General features: G+C 74.7%; 18 protein-coding genes and 1 riboswitch. Of the genes, 11 read left to right on the top strand and 7 right to left on the bottom strand.

Annotated features, from left to right (window positions below):
* The first annotated feature begins 3 nt into the window (after positions 1-3).
* Both ACSDG8_RS24995 and fabF read left to right on the top strand, forming a co-directional pair.
* On the top strand, positions 4-243 hold the full coding sequence (locus ACSDG8_RS24995) for an acyl carrier protein (RefSeq protein ID WP_007072348.1): 240 nt from the start codon (positions 4-6) through the stop codon (positions 241-243).
* 2 nt (positions 244-245) lie between these two features.
* A complete protein-coding gene (fabF, locus tag ACSDG8_RS24990) occupies positions 246-1472 on the top strand; it encodes a beta-ketoacyl-ACP synthase II (RefSeq protein ID WP_210893591.1) in 1227 nt (408 codons plus the stop codon).
* Between the two features lie 125 nt (positions 1473-1597).
* Here the strand turns inward: fabF and ACSDG8_RS24985 are convergent, their stop codons facing one another.
* The 3 genes from ACSDG8_RS24985 to ACSDG8_RS24975 are packed head-to-tail and all read right to left on the bottom strand — an operon-like array spanning position 1598 to position 4123.
* Positions 1598-1819: a hypothetical protein gene (locus ACSDG8_RS24985; RefSeq protein WP_210893589.1), complete on the bottom strand. Its 222-nt coding sequence runs from the start codon at positions 1817-1819 to the stop codon at positions 1598-1600.
* A 54-nt stretch (positions 1820-1873) separates the two neighbouring features.
* On the bottom strand, positions 1874-3598 hold the full coding sequence (locus ACSDG8_RS24980; protein WP_439427278.1) for a glycoside hydrolase family 3 protein: 1725 nt from the start codon (positions 3596-3598) through the stop codon (positions 1874-1876).
* Positions 3599-3631: 33 nt separating this feature from the next.
* Entirely contained in the window at positions 3632-4123 is a 492-nt protein-coding gene (locus ACSDG8_RS24975; protein WP_030503630.1) for a DUF3145 domain-containing protein, read from the bottom strand.
* Between the two features lie 330 nt (positions 4124-4453).
* Here ACSDG8_RS24975 and ACSDG8_RS24970 point away from each other — a divergent pair, with 330 nt between their 5' ends.
* Entirely contained in the window at positions 4454-4783 is a 330-nt protein-coding gene (locus ACSDG8_RS24970) for a hypothetical protein (protein ID WP_026268296.1), read from the top strand.
* Between the two features lie 37 nt (positions 4784-4820).
* Here the strand turns inward: ACSDG8_RS24970 and ACSDG8_RS24965 are convergent, their stop codons facing one another.
* A complete protein-coding gene (locus ACSDG8_RS24965; protein WP_210893585.1) occupies positions 4821-5450 on the bottom strand; it encodes a carbonic anhydrase in 630 nt (209 codons plus the stop codon).
* A 149-nt stretch (positions 5451-5599) separates the two neighbouring features.
* Between ACSDG8_RS24965 and ACSDG8_RS24960 the strand changes: the two genes are divergently transcribed.
* The 4 genes from ACSDG8_RS24960 (at position 5600) to ACSDG8_RS24945 (ending at position 11115) form a co-directional block, all read left to right on the top strand.
* Positions 5600-6505, top strand: a complete 906-nt coding sequence (locus tag ACSDG8_RS24960; protein ID WP_210893944.1) for an alpha/beta fold hydrolase — start codon at positions 5600-5602, stop codon at positions 6503-6505.
* A gap of 124 nt (positions 6506-6629) precedes the next feature.
* Positions 6630-8747, top strand: coding sequence for a HelD family protein (locus ACSDG8_RS24955; protein ID WP_210893583.1), 2118 nt, complete (start codon positions 6630-6632; stop codon positions 8745-8747).
* Between the two features lie 94 nt (positions 8748-8841).
* Positions 8842-9756: a cation diffusion facilitator family transporter gene (locus ACSDG8_RS24950; RefSeq protein WP_073831277.1), complete on the top strand. Its 915-nt coding sequence runs from the start codon at positions 8842-8844 to the stop codon at positions 9754-9756.
* 143 nt (positions 9757-9899) lie between these two features.
* A riboswitch (cyclic di-AMP (ydaO/yuaA leader) is annotated at positions 9900-10031 on the top strand.
* 4 nt (positions 10032-10035) lie between these two features.
* Positions 10036-11115 (top strand): coiled-coil domain-containing protein, encoded by a 1080-nt coding sequence (locus ACSDG8_RS24945; RefSeq protein ID WP_210893574.1) that lies wholly within the window; start codon positions 10036-10038, stop codon positions 11113-11115.
* Here the strand turns inward: ACSDG8_RS24945 and ACSDG8_RS24940 are convergent.
* Positions 11112-11588: an SRPBCC family protein gene (locus tag ACSDG8_RS24940; RefSeq protein ID WP_210893572.1), complete on the bottom strand. Its 477-nt coding sequence runs from the start codon at positions 11586-11588 to the stop codon at positions 11112-11114. The genes ACSDG8_RS24945 and ACSDG8_RS24940 overlap by 4 nt on opposite strands.
* 101 nt (positions 11589-11689) lie before the next feature.
* A complete protein-coding gene (locus tag ACSDG8_RS24935) occupies positions 11690-12049 on the bottom strand; it encodes an STAS domain-containing protein (RefSeq protein WP_013287849.1) in 360 nt (119 codons plus the stop codon).
* A gap of 433 nt (positions 12050-12482) precedes the next feature.
* Here ACSDG8_RS24935 and ACSDG8_RS24930 point away from each other — a divergent pair, with 433 nt between their 5' ends.
* The 4 genes from ACSDG8_RS24930 (at position 12483) to ACSDG8_RS24915 (ending at position 14845) form a co-directional block, all read left to right on the top strand.
* A complete protein-coding gene (locus tag ACSDG8_RS24930; RefSeq protein ID WP_210893570.1) occupies positions 12483-12887 on the top strand; it encodes a hypothetical protein in 405 nt (134 codons plus the stop codon).
* A gap of 178 nt (positions 12888-13065) precedes the next feature.
* Positions 13066-13740 carry a BON domain-containing protein gene (locus ACSDG8_RS24925; RefSeq protein ID WP_210893568.1) on the top strand — a complete coding sequence of 225 codons (675 nt, stop codon included), beginning with the start codon at positions 13066-13068 and terminating at the stop codon, positions 13738-13740.
* 59 nt (positions 13741-13799) lie between these two features.
* Positions 13800-14294 (top strand): redoxin domain-containing protein, encoded by a 495-nt coding sequence (locus ACSDG8_RS24920; RefSeq protein WP_210893566.1) that lies wholly within the window; start codon positions 13800-13802, stop codon positions 14292-14294.
* A complete protein-coding gene (locus ACSDG8_RS24915; protein WP_210893564.1) occupies positions 14294-14845 on the top strand; it encodes a DsbA family protein in 552 nt (183 codons plus the stop codon). The genes ACSDG8_RS24920 and ACSDG8_RS24915 overlap by 1 nt, the downstream gene beginning before the upstream one ends.
* Before the next feature lies 1 nt (position 14846).
* Here ACSDG8_RS24915 and ACSDG8_RS24910 read toward each other — a convergent pair whose 3' ends face one another.
* Complete coding sequence (locus ACSDG8_RS24910; protein ID WP_439427277.1) at positions 14847-17615, bottom strand: LuxR C-terminal-related transcriptional regulator; 2769 nt, start codon at positions 17613-17615, stop codon at positions 14847-14849.
* Between the last annotated feature and the right edge of the window lie 64 nt (positions 17616-17679).

Raw genomic sequence — 17679 nt, 5'->3', positions numbered from 1 at the left:
GCAATGACCCGTGACGAGATCACCGCCGGCCTCGCCGAGATCCTCGAAGAGGTTGCCGGGGTGAACCCGGACGACGTGGCCGAGGGGAAGTCCTTCACCGACGACCTCGACGTCGACTCGCTCTCCATGGTGGAGGTCGTGGTGGCGGCCGAGGAGAAGTTCGGCGTCAAGATCCCGGACAACGAGGTGCAGAACCTCAAGACGGTCGGTGACGCGGTCAGCTACATCGAGGCGCAGTCCTGATCATGAGTCGTCCCGACGTCGTCGTCACCGGGCTCGGCGCGACGACCCCGCTCGGCGGGGACGTCGCGTCGACCTGGGACGCCATGCTCGCCGGCCGCTCCGGGGTGAGTGCGCTCACCCAGGAGTGGGCGGCGGACCTGCCCGTCCGGATCGCCGCCCAGCTGGCGGTCGACCCGTCCGAGGTGCTGGACCGGGTGAAGCTGCGCCGGCTGGACCGCTCCGAGGCGATCGCCATCATCGCCGCCCGGCAGGCGTGGGCCGACGCCGGGCTGGCCGAGGCCGGGCCGGACCCGGAGCGCCTGGCGGTCAGCGTCGGCTCGGGCATCGGCGGCGCCACCACGCTTCTCGCCCAGGACGACATCCTGGAGAAGTCGGGACCGCGGCGGGTCTCCCCGCACACCATCCCGATGCTGATGCCGAACGGTCCGGCCGCCTGGGTCGGACTGGAGCTGGGCGCCAAGGCCGGCGTACACACTGTGGCCAGCGCCTGCGCGACCGGCGCGGAGGCGATCGCGCTGGGACTGGACATCATCCGCGCCGGCCGGGCCGACGTGGTGGTGGCCGGCGGCACCGAGGCGGTCATCCACCCGCTGCCGATCGCGGGCTTCAGCTCGATGCGGGCCATGTCGACCCGCAACGACGAGCCGGAGCGGGCCTCCCGGCCGTGGGACTCGGGCCGCGACGGCTTCGTGCTCGGTGAGGGCGCGGGCGTGGTGATCCTGGAACGGGCCGAGCACGCCGCCGCCCGGGGCGCCCGGGTGTACGCGCGCCTGGCCGGCGCGGGGATCACCTCGGACGCGTACGACATCGTGCAGCCGCACGCGGAGGGCGAGGGCGCGATCCGGGCCATCGCCCGGGCGGTCGCCGACGCGGACGTGGCCCGTACCGACATCGTGCACGTCAACGCGCACGCCACCTCGACCCCGGTCGGGGACATGCTGGAGATCGGCGCGCTGCGCAAGGCGGTCGGCGACCACCCGGTGCTCACCGCCACCAAGTCGATGACCGGGCACCTGCTCGGCGCGGCCGGGGCGCTGGAGTCGATCGCCACGATCCTGGCCATCCGGGACGGCGTGATCCCGCCGACGATCAACCTGGACGATCCGGACGAGGGCCTCACCCTGGACGTCGCCGCGCACAAGGCGCGGCACATGGAGATCCCGGCGGCGCTGAACAACGCGTTCGGCTTCGGCGGGCACAACGTGGCGCTGGTCTTCACCCGCCCCTGATGCATGTAAGGAAGGGCCCCTTCTTAACAGGCGACTTGTTAAGAAGGGGCCCTTCCTCTACCGCAGGCGTTAAGAAGGGGCCCTTCCTCTACCGCAGGCGTTAAGAAGGGGCCCTTCCTTACACCTCAGGCGCGGTTGCGGGGGTGCTGCCGCGCGGTGCGCTCGTTGCCGCGCCGGTAGTTGCCGGTCCACCGGGCCATGGTCAGCTGCGGATCGTCGTCGACCTCGGCCAGGAACTGCGCGGCCCGGCCGCCGCGTAGCGTGCTCGCGACCCGGCCGTGATGCGTGATGACCACTGTCCCGTCGGCGCGCTCGACGTAGCGGAATCCCTGTGCTGCCTCTCCCATGGGCGCCACCCTGCCAGCCGGCCGCCCCGGGCCGCACCCGAGTTACGCGGGCGGTCAGGTGCGGCAGGTGGTGGCGGGCAGGCCGGCGACCGGCACCGGGGAGCGGCCGCCCGGGCGGGCCTTGCCGGCGAGCACCGCTGCCAGGCCGTTCATCGAGGCCCGGGTGGACGAGTAGGTCGCCATCAGCGTCGGGGACTTCGCCCCGGACAGCACGTACGGCGTGTCCATCGCCACGGTCACGGCGGCGTCGGCGCGCAGGTCCTTCGCCCCGTCGCCGTACCCGACCAGGTGCACGACGGTGCCGCCGGAGGGCACCACCTTGACGCCGGCCTCGGTGAGCGCCTCGGTGAGCAGCTTGCGGGTGCGTTCCCGGCCGCCGGAGGAGGTCACGCTGACCGGTCCGCTCACCGCGCTGCCGCACTTGCCGCGCAGCACCGTCACCGCGGCGGTGGCGAGGTCGTCGGCGGCCTTGCGGTGCGCGGCGCCGTCGAGCGTGGACAGCGCGGGCGCGTCCCGCCCGGCCAGCCGGAACTTCATGGTGAGCACCCGGGTGACCGCCTCGACCAGGCGGGCGCGGGGCAGCGAGCCGTCCTTGAGCGCGGCGCTCAGCCCGTCGTACGCCTGGCTGACGTTCGGCGTCATCAGGATGAGGTCGTTGCCGGCGTTGAGCGCGCGCACCGCGGCCTCGCCCGGCGACCACTTCTTCGCCGGGGCCATGTTCATCCCGTCGGTGATCACCACGCCCTGGAAGCCGAGCTGGCCGCGGAGCACGTCGGTGAGCAGCTTGCGGGAGAACGTCGCCGGGGTGCCCGGGTCGACCGCCTTGACGTCCAGGTGGGCCGACATCACCGCCATGGCTCCGGCACCGATCCCGGCCCGGAACGGCGGGAACGCGAGGCGGTCCAGGTCGGCGCGGGACTGCTTGATCACGGGCAGCTCGGTGTGCGAGTCCTCGGCGCTCAGGCCGTGGCCGGGGAAATGCTTGACCGCCGCGCCGACGCCTTCGGCCTGCAGTCCGCGTACCGCGCCGGCCACCTGCGGGGACGCGGTCGCCGGGTCGGCGCCGAAGGACCGGGAGCCGATCACCGTGCTGCGGGTGACGAGCACGTCGGCGACCGGGGCGAAGTCGAGGTTGATGCCCATGGCGGCCAGTTCGGCCCCGGCGGCCCGCCAGGCGGCCTCGGTCAGCGCCGGGTTCCCGGCGGCGCCGGCCGCGAGCGGGCTCGGCAGCAGGGTCACCCCGTCGGTGATGCGGGTGACCACGCCGTACTCCTGGTCGGTGCCGATCAGGAACGGCGCGGCGCCGGCGGGCAGCTTGCCGGCGGCGGCGCGCAGCCCGTCGGTCAGCGCCCGGACCTGCTTGGGGTTGTCGACGTTAGTGGTGGCCTGGTTGCCGGAGGTCGGGTCGTCGGCGCTGAAGCCGACCAGGATCACGCCGCCGAGCCGGTACTTGGCCACCATCTCGGCGGGGGTGTCGACGCCGGCGAGCGACCGGTTGCCGGCCGCCGAGCCGGCCGAGACCTTGGTGGCCGAGCTGCCGTACGCGTACGGCATCAGCACCTGCCCGACCAGGTCCTCGTCGGAGAGCGTGCCGACCAGCGCGGCGGCGCGGGCGGCCGGGTCAGCGGCCGGGGGGTCGCTCGGCGCCGGCGCGGCCGACGACGGCGCCGGACTCGACGGGGTGGGACGGGGCCGGTCCGGCCCGTCGGAGCACCCGGAGACGAGCAGCGCGGTCAGTGCGGCGAGCGCGACGGCGGAGCGCCGCGGGGAAATCGACACGCGGCCCACCGTATCGGGGCAACTCGGCCGCCGTCACCCGACCCGGGTGAGCAGCGTCACCGGGGCGCCGTCGCCGGCGTACCGGTAGGGCTCCAGCTCGGCGTCCCAGGCGGTGCCCAGCGCCTTGTCCAGCGCGTGGGCGAGCGCCTCCGGGCCGCGCGCGGCGGCCATCAGGCTGCGCAGCCGGTCCTCGCCGAGCTGGATGTCACCGGCCGCGCCGACGGCGGCCCGGAACAGGCCGCGGCCCGGTACGTACATGAAGCGCTCGCCGTCGACGCCGGGACTGGGTTCCTCGGTGACCTCGAAACGGATCATGGGCCACTGCCGGAGGGCAGCGGCCAGCTCCGCGCCGGTCCCCGGGCTGCCGGTCCAGCCGCACTCGGCGCGACGAGCGCCCGGATCGGCGGGCTGCGCCGTCCAGTGCAGGTTGACCGGCGCGGCGAGGACGCGCGCGATCGCCCACTCGACGTGCGAGCACACGGCGAGCGGGGTCGAGTGGACGTATACGACGCCACGCGTTGGCACGGTGACCTCCCGGTGAGCCGAGGTGCGTCTTCCCCTACGACCTCGTCCTACCGAGTGGTACCTGAACACACATGATTACCTGTGTGACTGGTGGTGCGCCAGCGAATCGGAAAATTCGCCGGTCCCAGCCGGCGGGAAATACCCGGGAGGTGGAGCCGGTTGTGCACTCTGACGCCGCGACGACCAGCCAGGTGTCGCGGTCGTGTACAGTTCTCTGGGCGGTTCTGTGTGCCGCCGTACATCTTCGCGGGCAGGCGCTCAACCGGGCGTCGCCCGCACAGCCCCCGGACGGCCTTCCGTCCCCACCGTACGTCTGCAAGGAGTACCTCCGTGGCGAGCAACACCTCTAAGACCGCGCGCGCGTCAGTCCGGGCCGGCCAGGCTGGCCAGGGTGGCGCCCTCAGCGTGCTGGGCGAGTTCAAGTACCTGATCCCGCTCAACGGCGGCAAGCACGCCTACGTGCGCAACCTGACCAACGGCAAGACCGCGCACCTGCGCACCGACTCCGAGGCCTTCGTCGAGGAGATCCGCGTGCTGGCCGCCGCCGGCCACGCCGCCAAGATCCGCGCCGAGATCAACGGCCTGGCCGCGTCCTACCCGGACCACGGCTGGGACGCCACCGAGAAGCGCCTCGTCGAGGCCGGCGTCTTCGAGGGCTGAGCGCCCTCACCCGCACCACCGAAACCGCCCGCCGGGATCATCCCGGCGGGCGGTTTCGCGTCTGCTCCTGCGGCAGCAGCGTCACCTCGCCGGTGGCCAGGTCGTAGAGCGCGCCCTCCACTGCCAGCTCACCGGCGTCCACCGGCCCGGCCAGCCGGTCGTCGCACCGCAGCGCGGCGACGGTGCGCCGGACGTGGCGGCGGATCGCCAGCGGATGCGCGTCCGGGTCGTCCACGCCGACGTCGGTGACCGCCGGGGCGATCCGGTCCACCACGTACGCGAGGTCCCCGCCGGGGCACCGCCCGGTGCGCAGCGCGTCCACCGTCGAGCCGACCGCGCCGCAGCGCTCGTGGCCCAGCACCATCACCAGGCGTACGCCGAGCTGCTCCACCACGTACTCGATCGAGCCGCGGACGGCCCGGTCCAGCACGTGCCCGCCGGTACGGATCACGCAGATCGAACCGAACGTCTGGTCGAAGATCGCCTCCAACGGCACCCGGGAGTCGATACAGCCCAGCACCACCGCGTACGGCTGCTGGTCGCCGGAGGCCACGGCGGCGGCAGCGGTGACGTCGTGCCCGTGCACCGGCTGCCCGCTGACGAAGCGGCGGTTGCCGGCGAGCAGCTCGGCCAGCGCGGCGCGTGGACTGCGGGCGGCGGACGGCATGCCCCCAGCCTGGTCATCGATCCGGTCCTCGTGGGGCGGGACGCGAATCTTCTCCCCGCCCCGGTTGCCGTGGTGTCATGACGGGTAACGCCGGTGTCACCGCCGGGACACCCGGTGGACGCAAACCGGACGGCTCGGGGGTGGACGACATGGAACTGCGGCTTCCGGACGGCGTAAGGCTGCACGTGACGGTCACCGGGCCGGTCGACGCCGAGGTCACCGTGGTGATGCTGCACGGCTGGACGCTCGACGGGCGCAGCTGGCACCGCCAGGTCGCCGACATGCGGGAGCGGTTCGGCGACCGGGTCCGCCTGGTCACCTACGACGCGCGCGGCCACGGCCGGTCGAGCTGCCTGGCGCTGCGCGACGCCACGCTGGCCCAGCTCGGCGACGACCTCGCCACGGTGATCGACGAGATCGTCCCGTCCGGGCCGGTCGTGCTGGTCGGGCACTCGATGGGCGGTATGACGGTGATGGAGTACGCCCACCGCCACCCCGACCGGTTCGCCGCGCGTACCGCCGGGCTGGTCTTCGTCTCGACCACCGCCGAGGGTCACACGCACACCGTCTACGGCCTCTCCCCCCGCATCACCCGGCTGATCCGGCTCGCCGAGACCACCGGCGCCGGGGTGCTGGCCCGGTGCGGCGGCTGGCGGCCACCGCACGCGCTGCTGCGCGCGCTGCGCCCCAGCATCCGCTGGATGCTGTTCGGCGACCGCTGCGACCCGGCGGACATCCGCCTGGTCACCTCGGCGGTGGCCCGCGCCACGCTGCGCTCGATCGGCGGGTTCCGCGCCTCGATCGGGGCGCAGCACCGGCTGGAGACGCTCGCCGCGCTCGGCGGGCTGCCGGCCGCCGCGCTGGTCGGCGACCGGGACCGGCTCACCCCGCCGCCGTGCGCCGAGTCGATCGCGGCGACGCTGCCCACCACGGAGCTGACCGTGTGCCCGGGCGCCGGCCACATGCTGATGATGGAGCGCCCGGACCAGGTGAACTCCGCCGTGGCCGGGGTGGTGGACCGGGTGCTGGCCGGCCGCCCGGCGACCCGCCTCTGAGCGTCCCCCGCTCCCGGACGGCACTGACGTACGCCACGCGGACGGCATGCCCCGGCGCCGCGGTTGCCGAGGGCCCGTACCCTCATTCAGCCCGTCGTGTCGTCCGACCACAGGAGCATCCGCGTTGACCGACCAGACCACGCTGGACCGGGAGATCGCCGCCGAGCAGCGCCACCTCGACCGGGTGTACGCCCGGCTGGCCGAACTGCGCCGGTCGGCGGCCGACGCCGAGCGGGAGGGCTATCAGCTGGCCCGGGTCGGCAACTTCGGCGCGCTGGTCGAGCGGGACGCGATGGTCTTCCACGCCGCCCAGCGCCGGCACGTGCTCGACGCCGAGCACGAGGGGCTGGTGTTCGGGCGGCTGGATCTGCGTACCGGGCAGGTGCTGCACGTCGGCCGCCTGGGTGTGCGGGGCGTGGACGCGGAGACGCTGGTGGTGGACTGGCGGGCCCCGGCTGCCGCCGCGTTCTACCAGGCCACGCCCGCCGAGCCTCGGGGCGTGGTGCGCCGGCGCACGATCCAGTCGGCCTCGGAGAAGGTCACCCGGATCGAGGACGACCTGCTGGACCCGGAGGCCGCGCCGCCGGACATGGCGGTGGTCGGCGACGGGGCGCTGCTGGCCACGCTGTCCCGGGCCACCGGCCGGGGCATGCGGGACATCATCGCCACCATCCAGCGCGAGCAGGACGAGGCGATCCGCTCCCCCGGCAACGGCGTCACGATCGTCTCCGGCGGTCCGGGGACCGGCAAGACTGCTGTGGCGTTGCACCGGGCCGCGTACCTGCTCTACTCCGACCGGGCCCGGTACGCCGGCGGCGGCATCCTGGTGGTCGGCCCGTCCGGCGTGTTCGTCGAGTACATCGCCTCGGTGCTGCCGTCGCTGGGCGAGGAGACCGCCACGCTGCACTCGCTCGGCTCGCTGTTCCCGGGCCTGTCGGCGTCCCGGACCGACCCGCCGGACGTGGCGGCGGTGAAGGGCTCGCTGCGGATGCGCCGGGTGCTGGAGCGCGCGGTACGCGACGCGGTGCCGGACTCCCCCGCCGAGCTGCGCCTGCTGTACCGGGGTGAGCTGCTGCGCCTTGAGCGTCCCGCGCTGGACGCGATCCGGGACCGGACGCTGGCCCGGGGCGCGCGCCGCAACGAGGTGCGCCGGTCGGCGTTCGACGCGGTGCTCGCCGCGCTCTACGCGCAGGCCCGCACGCTGCGGGTGGGCCGGCTGCCGGAGCAGCCCGCGTTCGAGGACGAGATCATCGAGCGGCCGGAGTTCCGCGAGTTCCTCAAGGCGTGGTGGCCCCGGCTGCACCCGCGGCACGTGCTGGACTGGCTGGCCCGCCCGGACCGGCTGCGCCGCTACGCCGGGGGGATCCTCTCCTCGGCCGAGATCCGGCTGCTCGGGCAGGCGTACCGCACGCTCGCCACCGACGGGCTGACGGTGGCGGACATCGCGTTGCTGGACGAGCTGGACGCGCTGCTGGGCAAGCCGGTGCAGCGGGCCCGACCCAAGCGCGACCCGTACCAGCTCGCCGGTGGTGTGCGCGAGCTGAGCACGTACGCCGATCGGCAGCGCGCCGCCCGGGCGGCGGCCCGGGAGCGTCCGGCCGACTACCGCGACTACGCGCACGTGGTGGTGGACGAGTCGCAGGACGTGTCGCCGATGCAGTGGCGGATGGTGGGCCGGCGCGGGCGGCTGGCGTCCTGGACGGTGGTCGGCGACCCGGCGCAGACGGCCTGGACCGGCGACCCGCAGGAGCTGGACCGGGCCCGGGACCAGGCGCTGGGCCGGCGCAAGCGGCACCGCTACGAGCTGACCACCAACTACCGCAACTCGGCGGAGATCTTCGCGGTGGCGGCGGCGGAGATCCGCCGGCTGTACCCGGATCTGCCGCTGCCCGACGCGGTCCGGTCCACCGGCGTGCCGCCGGTGGAGCGCACGGTGCCCGCCGCCGAGCTGCCGGCGGCCACCGTCGAGGCGGTCGAGGCGCTGCTCAGGCAGGTGGAGGGCACTGTCGGCGTGATCACGCCGGTGCCGCGCCGGGACGAGGTGGCCGGCTGGCTGGGCACGCGCGGCGCGGGCCGGCTGCAGGTGGTGACCAGCCTGCAGGCCAAGGGCATGGAGTACGACGGCGTGGTGCTGGTGGCGCCGAGCGAGATCCGGGCCGATCCCGGGTCGGGCGTGCGCACGCTCTACGTGGCGCTGTCCCGGGCGACGCAGCGTCTCACCACGCTCGACCCGGTGGGGTGAGTGGTCGCGTCGGCGCCGCCCACAGTTCACTTGCATACATAGCGATGTGAGCATACATTGGGCCCGGCCGGTACGCGGCAGGGAGGGTGTTGGCGTGGGCGCAGGTCATGACCACAGCGGCGCGGTGGCCAACGCGGCACACCGCCACCGGGGCCGCCTCTGGGCCGCGTTCGCGCTGCTCGCCGTCCTCATGGTGGTCGAGGCGGTGGCCGCCTTCACCACCGGCTCGCTCGCCCTGCTCTCCGACGCCGGGCACATGTTCACCGACGTGCTCGGCATCGGCATGGCCCTCGCGGCGATCACCGCCACTCGCCGCGCCGGCACCGACCCGCAGCGCACGTTCGGGCTCTACCGGCTGGAGGTGCTCGCCGCCCTCGCCAACGCAGTGCTGCTCGGCGCCGTCGCGGTCTACGTCCTGGTCGAGGCGGTACGCCGCTTCGGCGAGCCGCCGGAGGTGCTCGCCGGCCCGATGCTCGTGGTGGCGGTGCTCGGCCTGCTCGCCAACATCGTCGCCTTCGCGCTGCTGCGGGCCGGATCGAAGGAGAGCATCAACCTGCGCGGGGCGTACCTGGAGGTGCTCGGCGACCTGCTCGGCTCGCTCGGCGTGATCGCCGCGGCGCTGGTCATCGCGGTCACCGACTGGTGGTGGGCGGACCCCCTGGTCGCCGTCGGGATCGGCCTGTTCATCCTGCCGCGCACCTGGCGGCTCGGCCGGGCCGCGGTGCGCATCCTGGTGCAGGCGGCGCCGGAGCACCTGCAGGTGACCGCCGTGCACGACCGGCTGGCCGCGGTCCCCGGCGTGGCCGAGGTGCACGACCTGCACGTCTGGACGCTCACCTCCGGGATGGAGGTGGCCTCGGCGCACCTGACCACCGATCCGGGCGTCGACCCCGGCGGGGTGCTGGCCGCCGCCCGGGCCGCGCTGCACGAGGACTTCTCCATCGATCACGCCACGTTGCAGGTCGAACCCGGAGCGTCCGCGGGCGTGTGCGGCAAGACCGAGTGGTGATTAGGACAGACTTAAATCACTGTGGCTGTTGTACAGTAATGTCGGTTTTGCCCCACCATGCGGCACCACGCATCGGAGCCGCGTCCGGGCAGCGCCGGTAGGCTCGGTCGCGGCCGCAGCCACCGGCGTCACCGGCGCAGGTGGGGTGGCCGTCGCCTAATCGCCCGAAGGGGCGAGCCGGGGAACCACGCACGTGGGGTGCATCCGCGTCAGCGGTAGGGATCTTCCGTCCCGAACCCGTCAGCTAACCCGGTCGGCGGTTGACGGAAGGACATGTGAATGCCCCCAGTGGCACCTGCACGACGGACGGCCGCCCGGTTGGCGGCCCTGCTCGTCGCGACCCTGACTCTCGGCGTCGCGACCGTTCCGGCCTCCCCCGCCTCGGCGGCGCCCCGGACCGCCCTGCTCGCCGCCGCACCCGGCGACGACGAGGGCGGCACGCCGGAGCTGCGCGCCCAACTCGACGCGGCCAGCAAGGGCTGGCTGGAGGCGAAGGCCGCGCTGAACCAGTCGGTGAACCGCCAGAAGCAGCTGAACGACCAGCTCAAGACGGTCGGCGCCGAACTCGCCGCACGCGACGCCAAGGTCGGCGAGATCGCCGGAGTGGCGTACCGTGCCGGCCGCCTCGGCACCGCAGCGGCGCTGCTCGACAGCAGCAGCCCGGCGGGCTTCATGGATCGGGCCGCCACCCTGGGACAGGTCGCCGCGCACGAGGACCGCACGGTGCGCGAACTGATCGCCACCCGCGACGAGGCCACCCGCACCCGGGCCGCGCTCGACACCGAGATCCGCGAGCAACGCAAGCAGGTCACGGTGATGGGCAAGCGCAAGGAGCAGGCCGAGCGCGCGCTCGAAGTGGCGAACCAGCGCTCCGCACGCAGCAACAGCAGCAGCGGAGGCGGCAGCGTCCAGGGCACCTCCAACAAGAACGCGAAGCCGGCGCCGCGCAACTCGGACGGCTCGTGGCCGTCGGAGTCGTGCAGCGTCAACGACCCGACCCCGGCCAACGGCTGCATCACCCCGCGGACGCTGCACGCGCTGCAGCAGGCCAAGGCGGCCGGCTTCACCCGGTACGTCTCGTGCCACCGGCCCAGCGGCTCGGGCGAGCACCCGAAGGGGCGGGCCTGCGACTTCGCCGCCCAGAAGAACGGCTTCGGCGGCGTGGCCACCGGCGGCGACCGGACGTACGGCAACAACCTGGCCGCCTACTTCGTGCGCAACGCCGACCCGCTCGCCGTGCTCTACGTGATCTGGTTCAAGCAGATCTGGCTGCCCAGCAGCGGGTGGAAGTCGTACAGCGGCGGCAACGGCGACCCGTCCAGCGACCACACCAACCACGTGCACCTGTCGGTGTACTAGCGCGCACCAGGGGGGCCGGCCGGATCGGGCCGGCCCTCCAGCGTCGCGCCGAGACGCGCCGCCAGGCTCAGGTGAGCCGCCCGGGCCTGACGGAACGCGTACCCGAACAGCGGCGCCGGCGCGGTCAGCGTGATCTCCACGTCGATGCGTACGGTGCCGTCCGGCTCGTCGCGCAGCCGGGTGTGGTTGCGCACCGTGGTCGCCGGCTGCTGCCGGGCCACCGTGACCACCTCGTCCTCGTTCGCGACCAGCACGTCCGCCTGGTACGTGACCGGAAAGTGCAGCGGGCCCAGTTGCAGCCGGTCGGTGATCGCGTAGCTGGCCAGCGCGCCCGGCCGGGCCGGCAGTTGCCGGACCCGGACGATCAGCGGATGCAGCTCACCCTGGCGACTCAGGTCACCCAGCAGGGCCACCGCGTCGGCCCGGCTGCACCGGGTCTGCACGGTGTAGCTGAAGCTGTCGCTGCTCTGCAAGCGGGCCCCCTCGCCGTCGTGCGTCGCGACGATCGTCCCGTACGGACGCCGGACTGGCAACGGGTAGAAGGTCCCCTGGCCGGAGGGGGTGTGAGCGGCGCTCAGGCGCCGGGCAGCACCTCGGGGGTGTCGTCGGCGAACCACGGCTCGGGAGCGCCGAAGAGGCCGAGCAGGCCGGTCACCCAGAGCTGCCGGTGCACGAACCGGCTCGGCTCGGTGACCACCAGCTTGACGCCGCTGACCTCGCAGGTCTGGAAGCCGGCGACCATGGCGCTGATGCCGACCGAGTCGATGAACGTGACGAGCCGCATGTTCAGCTCGATGCGCGAGGGACGGCCCTTCGCGAGCACCTCGGCGATCGCTTCCCGCACCTCGTACGCGGTGTCGACGTCGATCTCCCCACGGGGCGCGATCTGGACGACACCACCCGGCCGCACCGACTTCACGATCGACAGGCTCACGCGAGCACCTCCACTCGCCCTTGACGGGCGCCTCATCAGTACGCGGGCCGCGACCGAGAGTATTCCTCCAACGCCTCGGTCGCCACCCCCCGGGATGAGCAATTCGCGAACTGGGCACACCTGGGCGTACCCAATCCGGACCTCCGGGTTCCAGTTTCCCCTTCGCCGCGGGCCACGGCCAGCCTTACGGCCGGTCGGACCCGTCGATCCGCCGACCAGGGTAGCGGGCGCGCGCACTTAGCGCCGACACCCCACTCTCGGCGCGTTCGGGTGGTTCGTCCCGTTTCCGGAGACGGGTGGGCGACCGCGACCCACTGTGGGTTTGCCGCCGCCGCGCGCGGGGCACTGCCCGGGGGAGTCAACCCGTGACGCGCCGGATGGACACCGGAGTCCGAAGTGGCCGCCGGCCTTCGGCACCCGAGGAGGTAGAACTATGTTCGGATCCAACCTGCTGGACCGCCGGGGCAAGGCCGAGCGGGTCGCCGACCAGGCGTGGTCGCACCTGCTCTCCGCGGCCGGCTCCGCCGGTGACAGCGTGCGCGACGCCACCCGCACCGCCCGCCGCAACTCCTCCGGCCTCGCCGACGACGCCACCGACCTGGTCGGCTCCGCCGCCGAGGAGGCGCGCCGGCGTGCCACGCTCGCCTTCGACGCGCTGGCCGGGCGCCGGCCCGCCCTGCCCTGGACGCTGCTGATCGCGGCGGCGCTCGCGGGCGCGGCGATCGGCTGGGCCGCCGGCACCGCCGCCCGCGCCGCGGGCAGCCGCGACCGCGCCGCGGACGAGATCGAGTTCGTGGACGTGGACCGCCCGAACTCCCCGGCCGGCCTGGACGGCTGACCCGCACGCACCGCACGGTGGCCGCCCCGGGACTCCCGGGGCGGCCACCGTCGTGTGATGCCGCCGAATGTCGCCGTCGCCTCACCCGGACCGGGTGAGGGCCGGTCACCCGGGACACGCGCAGGATCGCGGGTGCGGGACCGCGTGCCCGCGCCGCCATCGACGGAGGGAGAGCCGGATGGCCACCGACACGATCACGCGCACCGACCGGGACATCCAGTCCGCGGTGCTCGACGAACTGACCTGGGAACCCCGGGTCGGCCCGGAAGAGATCGGGGTGACTGTCACCGAGGGCGTGGTGACGCTGACCGGCCGGGTGGACAGCTACGCCAAGAAGTGGGCCGCCGAACGCGCCGCGCACCGGGCCGCCCGGGTCCGCGCGGTCGCCAACGACCTTTTCGTCCAGATCGCCACCGCGGCCGGGCGGAAGGACCCGGAGATCGCCGTCGCGGCCGTACGGGCGCTGGAATGGGACGCCTTCGTGCCGGTCGAGGCGCTGCAGGTGACCGTCTCCGACGGCTGGGTCACGCTGCACGGCGACGTCGAGTGGGAGTACCAGCGGCGGGCCGCCGAACGGTCGGTCGCCCGGCTCACCGGCGTACGCGGGGTGAGCAACGGAATCGCCGTGCGCCCGGCGGTACGCGCCGACGGGCACGACCTGGCCGAGCGGATCGTGGACGCGCTCGCGCGCAACGCCGCCACCGAGGCCGAGAGCGTCGACGTCCGGGTGCACGGCGACACCGTGCTGCTGGGCGGGCAGGTCCACTCCGCCGGCGAACGCGCGGAGATCGAGCGGGTGGTGTGGAACGCCCCCGGCATCCGGGAGGTGCACAACCACCTCGTCGTGCGCTGAGCCGAACCACCCCGCCCGGGTGAGCCCGCCTCACCCGGGCGCCGGCCATGGTGGGAGGCATGAGTGATCCGAACGGGCTGATCACACCCGGGCGGGCCGTCCCCGGGTTCACGCTGCCGGCGGCGCCGGACGGGCGACAGGTGGGTCCCGGCCAGTTCCGGGGCCGTCCGGTGGTGCTGGCCTTCTATCCCGCCGACTGGTCACCGGTCTGCGGCGAGCAGATGGCCCTCTACCAGGCGGCCCTGCCCGAGCTGGAGCGGCACGACGCGGTGCTGCTGGGCATCTCGGTGGACAGCGTCGACTCGCACCGGGCGTTCGCCGAGAGCCAGGGCATCCAGTTCCCGCTGCTCGCCGACTTCGAGCCCAAGGGCGAGGTGTCGCGCCGCTACGGCGCGTACGCGCCGCGCGGGCAGTCCGACCGGGCGCTCGTAGTAGTCGACCCGGACGGCCGGGTCGCCTGGAGCCACCTGTCGCCGCCCGAGGTGAACCCGGGCGTGGACGGCATCCTCGACGCACTGGTTCGGCTCGATTCGGATCGGCGGGTGAACGCCTGATGACCACGCCACTTCAGGTCACCACCGCACGGCTGCGGACCCCGGTGACCGACCGCGACCACGTACGCGGGCCGGTGGACGCGCCGGTCACGATCGTCGAGTACGGCGACTTCCAGTGCCGGTTCTGCGGCGCCGCGTACCCGAACCTCACCGAGGTGCTGCGCCAGCGCGCCGACGTGGTGCGCCTGGCGTACCGGCACTTCCCGATCGCCAACATCCACCCGTACGCGGAGAGCGCGGCGGAGACCGCCGAGGCGGCCGCCGCCCGGGGCCGGTTCTGGGAGATGTACGACTGGCTCTTCCAGCACCAGGACCAGCTCGACCCGGTGCACCTGTCGCTCGGCGTCGAGCAGATCGGCCTGTCGCCGGACGAGATCGCCGCGGAGGTCGGCCGGCAGGAGTACGCCGACCGGGTCCGGCAGGACTTCGTCGGCGGCATCCGCAGCGGCGTCAACGGCACGCCGACGCTGTTCGTCAACGACGTCCGCCACGACGGCGGCTACGACGTCGCCGAACTGCTCACAGTGGTGGACGCCGCCGCCGACGCCTGAGTCAGATCAACCGCAGGTCGCGCGCCCGCCGGACGGCGTCCCGCCGGCGGGTCGCGTCGAGCTTGCGGTAGATGTTGCGCACGTGCGTCTTGACGGTGTTCACCGACAGCGACAGCTCGGCGGCGATCTCCACGTTGGACAGGATGCTCTGCAGGTACCGCAGGATGGTCAGCTCCCGCTCGGTGAGCGGCTCGTCCAGCCCGCGCGCCGGACCGTCCGCCGTCCCGGTGACCGGCTGCGCTTCAGCGCCCCGGACCAGCTCGCTCACCGTCGCCCAGTACGCGGTGCCCGAGTCCAGGTGCGCGGCCAGCAGGTCCCGTACCCCCGGGTCGGCCCGGGTGAAGACGCGCCGCAAGCCGTCCGGCTCGGCGAGCGCCAGCACCTCCTCCAGCACCCGCCCGGCCCGCCGGGCGTCCCCGGCCCCGCCGGCCAGCGCCGCGTCGAGCAGCCCCGCGCCGAGCCGCACCGGTAGCGGCCAGTCCGCCGCGCCGGGCCCGGCCCAGTCGGGCAGCGCCCGCTCCGCGGCGCGGGCGTCACCGGCGCGCAGCAGCAACCGGGCGGCCGCCAGCTCCGGCGCCGGCCCGTCGCCCGTGGCGTCGAGCAGCGCCCGGGCGCCGTCGGCGTCACCGGCGGCCGCGCGTACCTGGGCCTCCTCCGCGGCCAGCCACCCGCCCAGCTCCGGGCCGGGCGCGACCGCCCGCGCCCCGGCGAGCGTGCGCAGCGCGCCGCCCGGGTCGTCGCCGTCGGCCAGCAGCCCGGCCCGGCAGAGCGCCGCCAGCGCCGCGCCGCCCGGCTCCGCGGTGGCCGGACCGGCCAGCGCCAGGTGGGCCACGGCCTCCGCCGGCCGGTCCCGGTGCCAGGCCACGAGCGCCAGCGCCAGGTACGCGTAGCCGCAGTCCGACCGGGCCGACCAGCCCTGACAGGCCGGCATCGCCAGCGCCTCCCCGGCGAGTTCCTCGGCCGCCCGCAACGCGCCCCGGGCCGCCTCCAGCGCCGCCGAGCGGCTGACGCAGAGCAGCTCGGTCCGCGGCCGACCGGCCCGGCGCGCCGCCTCCCGCGCCTCGGCGAACCGGGTACGCGCCACCGGCAGCTCCCCCTCGGCCAGCGCGACCAGCCCGTGCGCGGCGCCCGCCACCGCGCGTACGTCGTCGCGCTCGGCCGACCCGGCACGCGGATCGGCGGCGGCGTCGGCGGCCGGGCCGCAAGCGGTGGCGAGCAGGCGGCCGGCTGCTTCGCGTACCCCCTCGTGGTTCCCGCCGAGCCGCGCCAGGCTCAGCTCCACGGCGGCGGCCAGCCGGCGGAACCGGTCGCGGCGCGGCGCGGGCAGGTCGTCGGCCTGGGCCAGCGCCCGCCGCAGCTGCCCGTCGGCTGCGGCCGGATCACCGGCGTACGCCCGCTCGGCGGCGGCGGCCAGCGCCAGCTCGGGGTCGCGGCGGACCGCGTCCGCCGGCGGCTCGGGCGGCGCCGCCGTAGCCCTCGGCTCGTCCGGCGCCAGCTCCGGCCAGCGGCTGATCAGCAGCTCGGTCGCGGCGGTCCACTCGCCGGCGGTCAGCGCGTGCCGCACCGCCTCGGCCGGCCGGTCGTGGGCGGCGTACCAGTCCGCCGCCCGCCGGTGCAGCTCGCGCACCTCGTCGGCGGGCAGCCGGCCCAGTTCGTCCCGGAGCACGTCGGCCAGGAGCGGATGCGGACGGTACCAGGGCGGGTTGCCGCCGTCCTGATGGAGGAAGCCGCCGTCCCGGGCCGCCTCGGCGAGCACCTGCCCGGCGTCGGCCCGCCCGGTCAGCACGGCGGCGAGGTCGGCGCGGACCGCGACGGCCACCGCCACGCGGCGCAGGACGTCGCGGGTCGCCGGGCCCAGCGGCGCGAGCACCTCGTCCCGCAGGTACGCGGCGACGTCCGGCTGGTCACCGGCGAACCGGTCCACCGCGCGGGCCGGGTCGGTCCCGGCGGCCAGCGCGAGCGCGGCGAAGCGCAGCCCGGCGGGCCAGCCTGCGGTGCGTTCGGCCAGCCGGGGCACCGCCGGGGCGGGTACCGGCACGCCGTTCGCGACCAGCAGGTCGGCGACCTCGTCGGTGGTGAACGCCAGCTCGTCCGCGCCGATCAGCGTCAGCTCGCCGGCCAGCCGCCAGCGGTGCAGCGCCAGCGGCGGCTCGCGCCGCGCGCCGGCCACCAGCCGCAGCCGCCCGTCGGCGTGCTGGAGCAGGAACTCCAGCCCGGACAGGGCCGCCGGGTCGGTGACCCGGTGCAGGTCGTCGAGGACCAGCAGCACCGGCCGTTCCCGCGCGGCCAGCGCGGCGGCGAGCGACTCCAGCTGTTCCGGTCGTGGCGGGCCGTCCGGCAGGGGCGGAGGCGCGTCGTCCGGGTCCTCGGCCGCGGCCGTACGCAGGGCCGCCGCCAGATAGCCCCAGAGCCGCCGCGTGGTGTCGCCCTCACCCACCGTCACCCATGCCGGCGCCGGACCGTCCCGCTCCGCCCGCGCCCAGGTGGACAACACTGTCGTCTTGCCCCAGCCGGCGGGCGCGAGCACGAGCGTCACCGGCCCGCTCGCGCCCTGTTCCACCCGCTCCACCAGCCGGGGCCGCAGCAGACCCGGCTCGGGTGATGCCGGTGGCGTCAACCGGGACGCCAGCAGCGGCGGGCCGCCCGGCAGCGCACCACCGGCCAGGTCGGGTGAATCGATGCCGGCGGTACGCAGATCGGACGTACCGGTGATCTCCCTGGTGTCGTGCGGCGCGGCCACGAATCGGACCTGGTCGGCCTCTTCCGGCATGCATCCCTCCCCCGTCGGTGCGGGCAGCGGTTACCCGGACCGCGCCGGTTCACCCCTTCCGGGC

The organism is Micromonospora sp. LA-10, from assembly GCF_051853095.1.
GTDB lineage: Bacteria > Actinomycetota > Actinomycetes > Mycobacteriales > Micromonosporaceae > Micromonospora > Micromonospora echinospora_A.
Note: the sequence above shows the minus strand (reverse complement) of the source record. Positions and strands in the feature narration are given on the sequence as shown.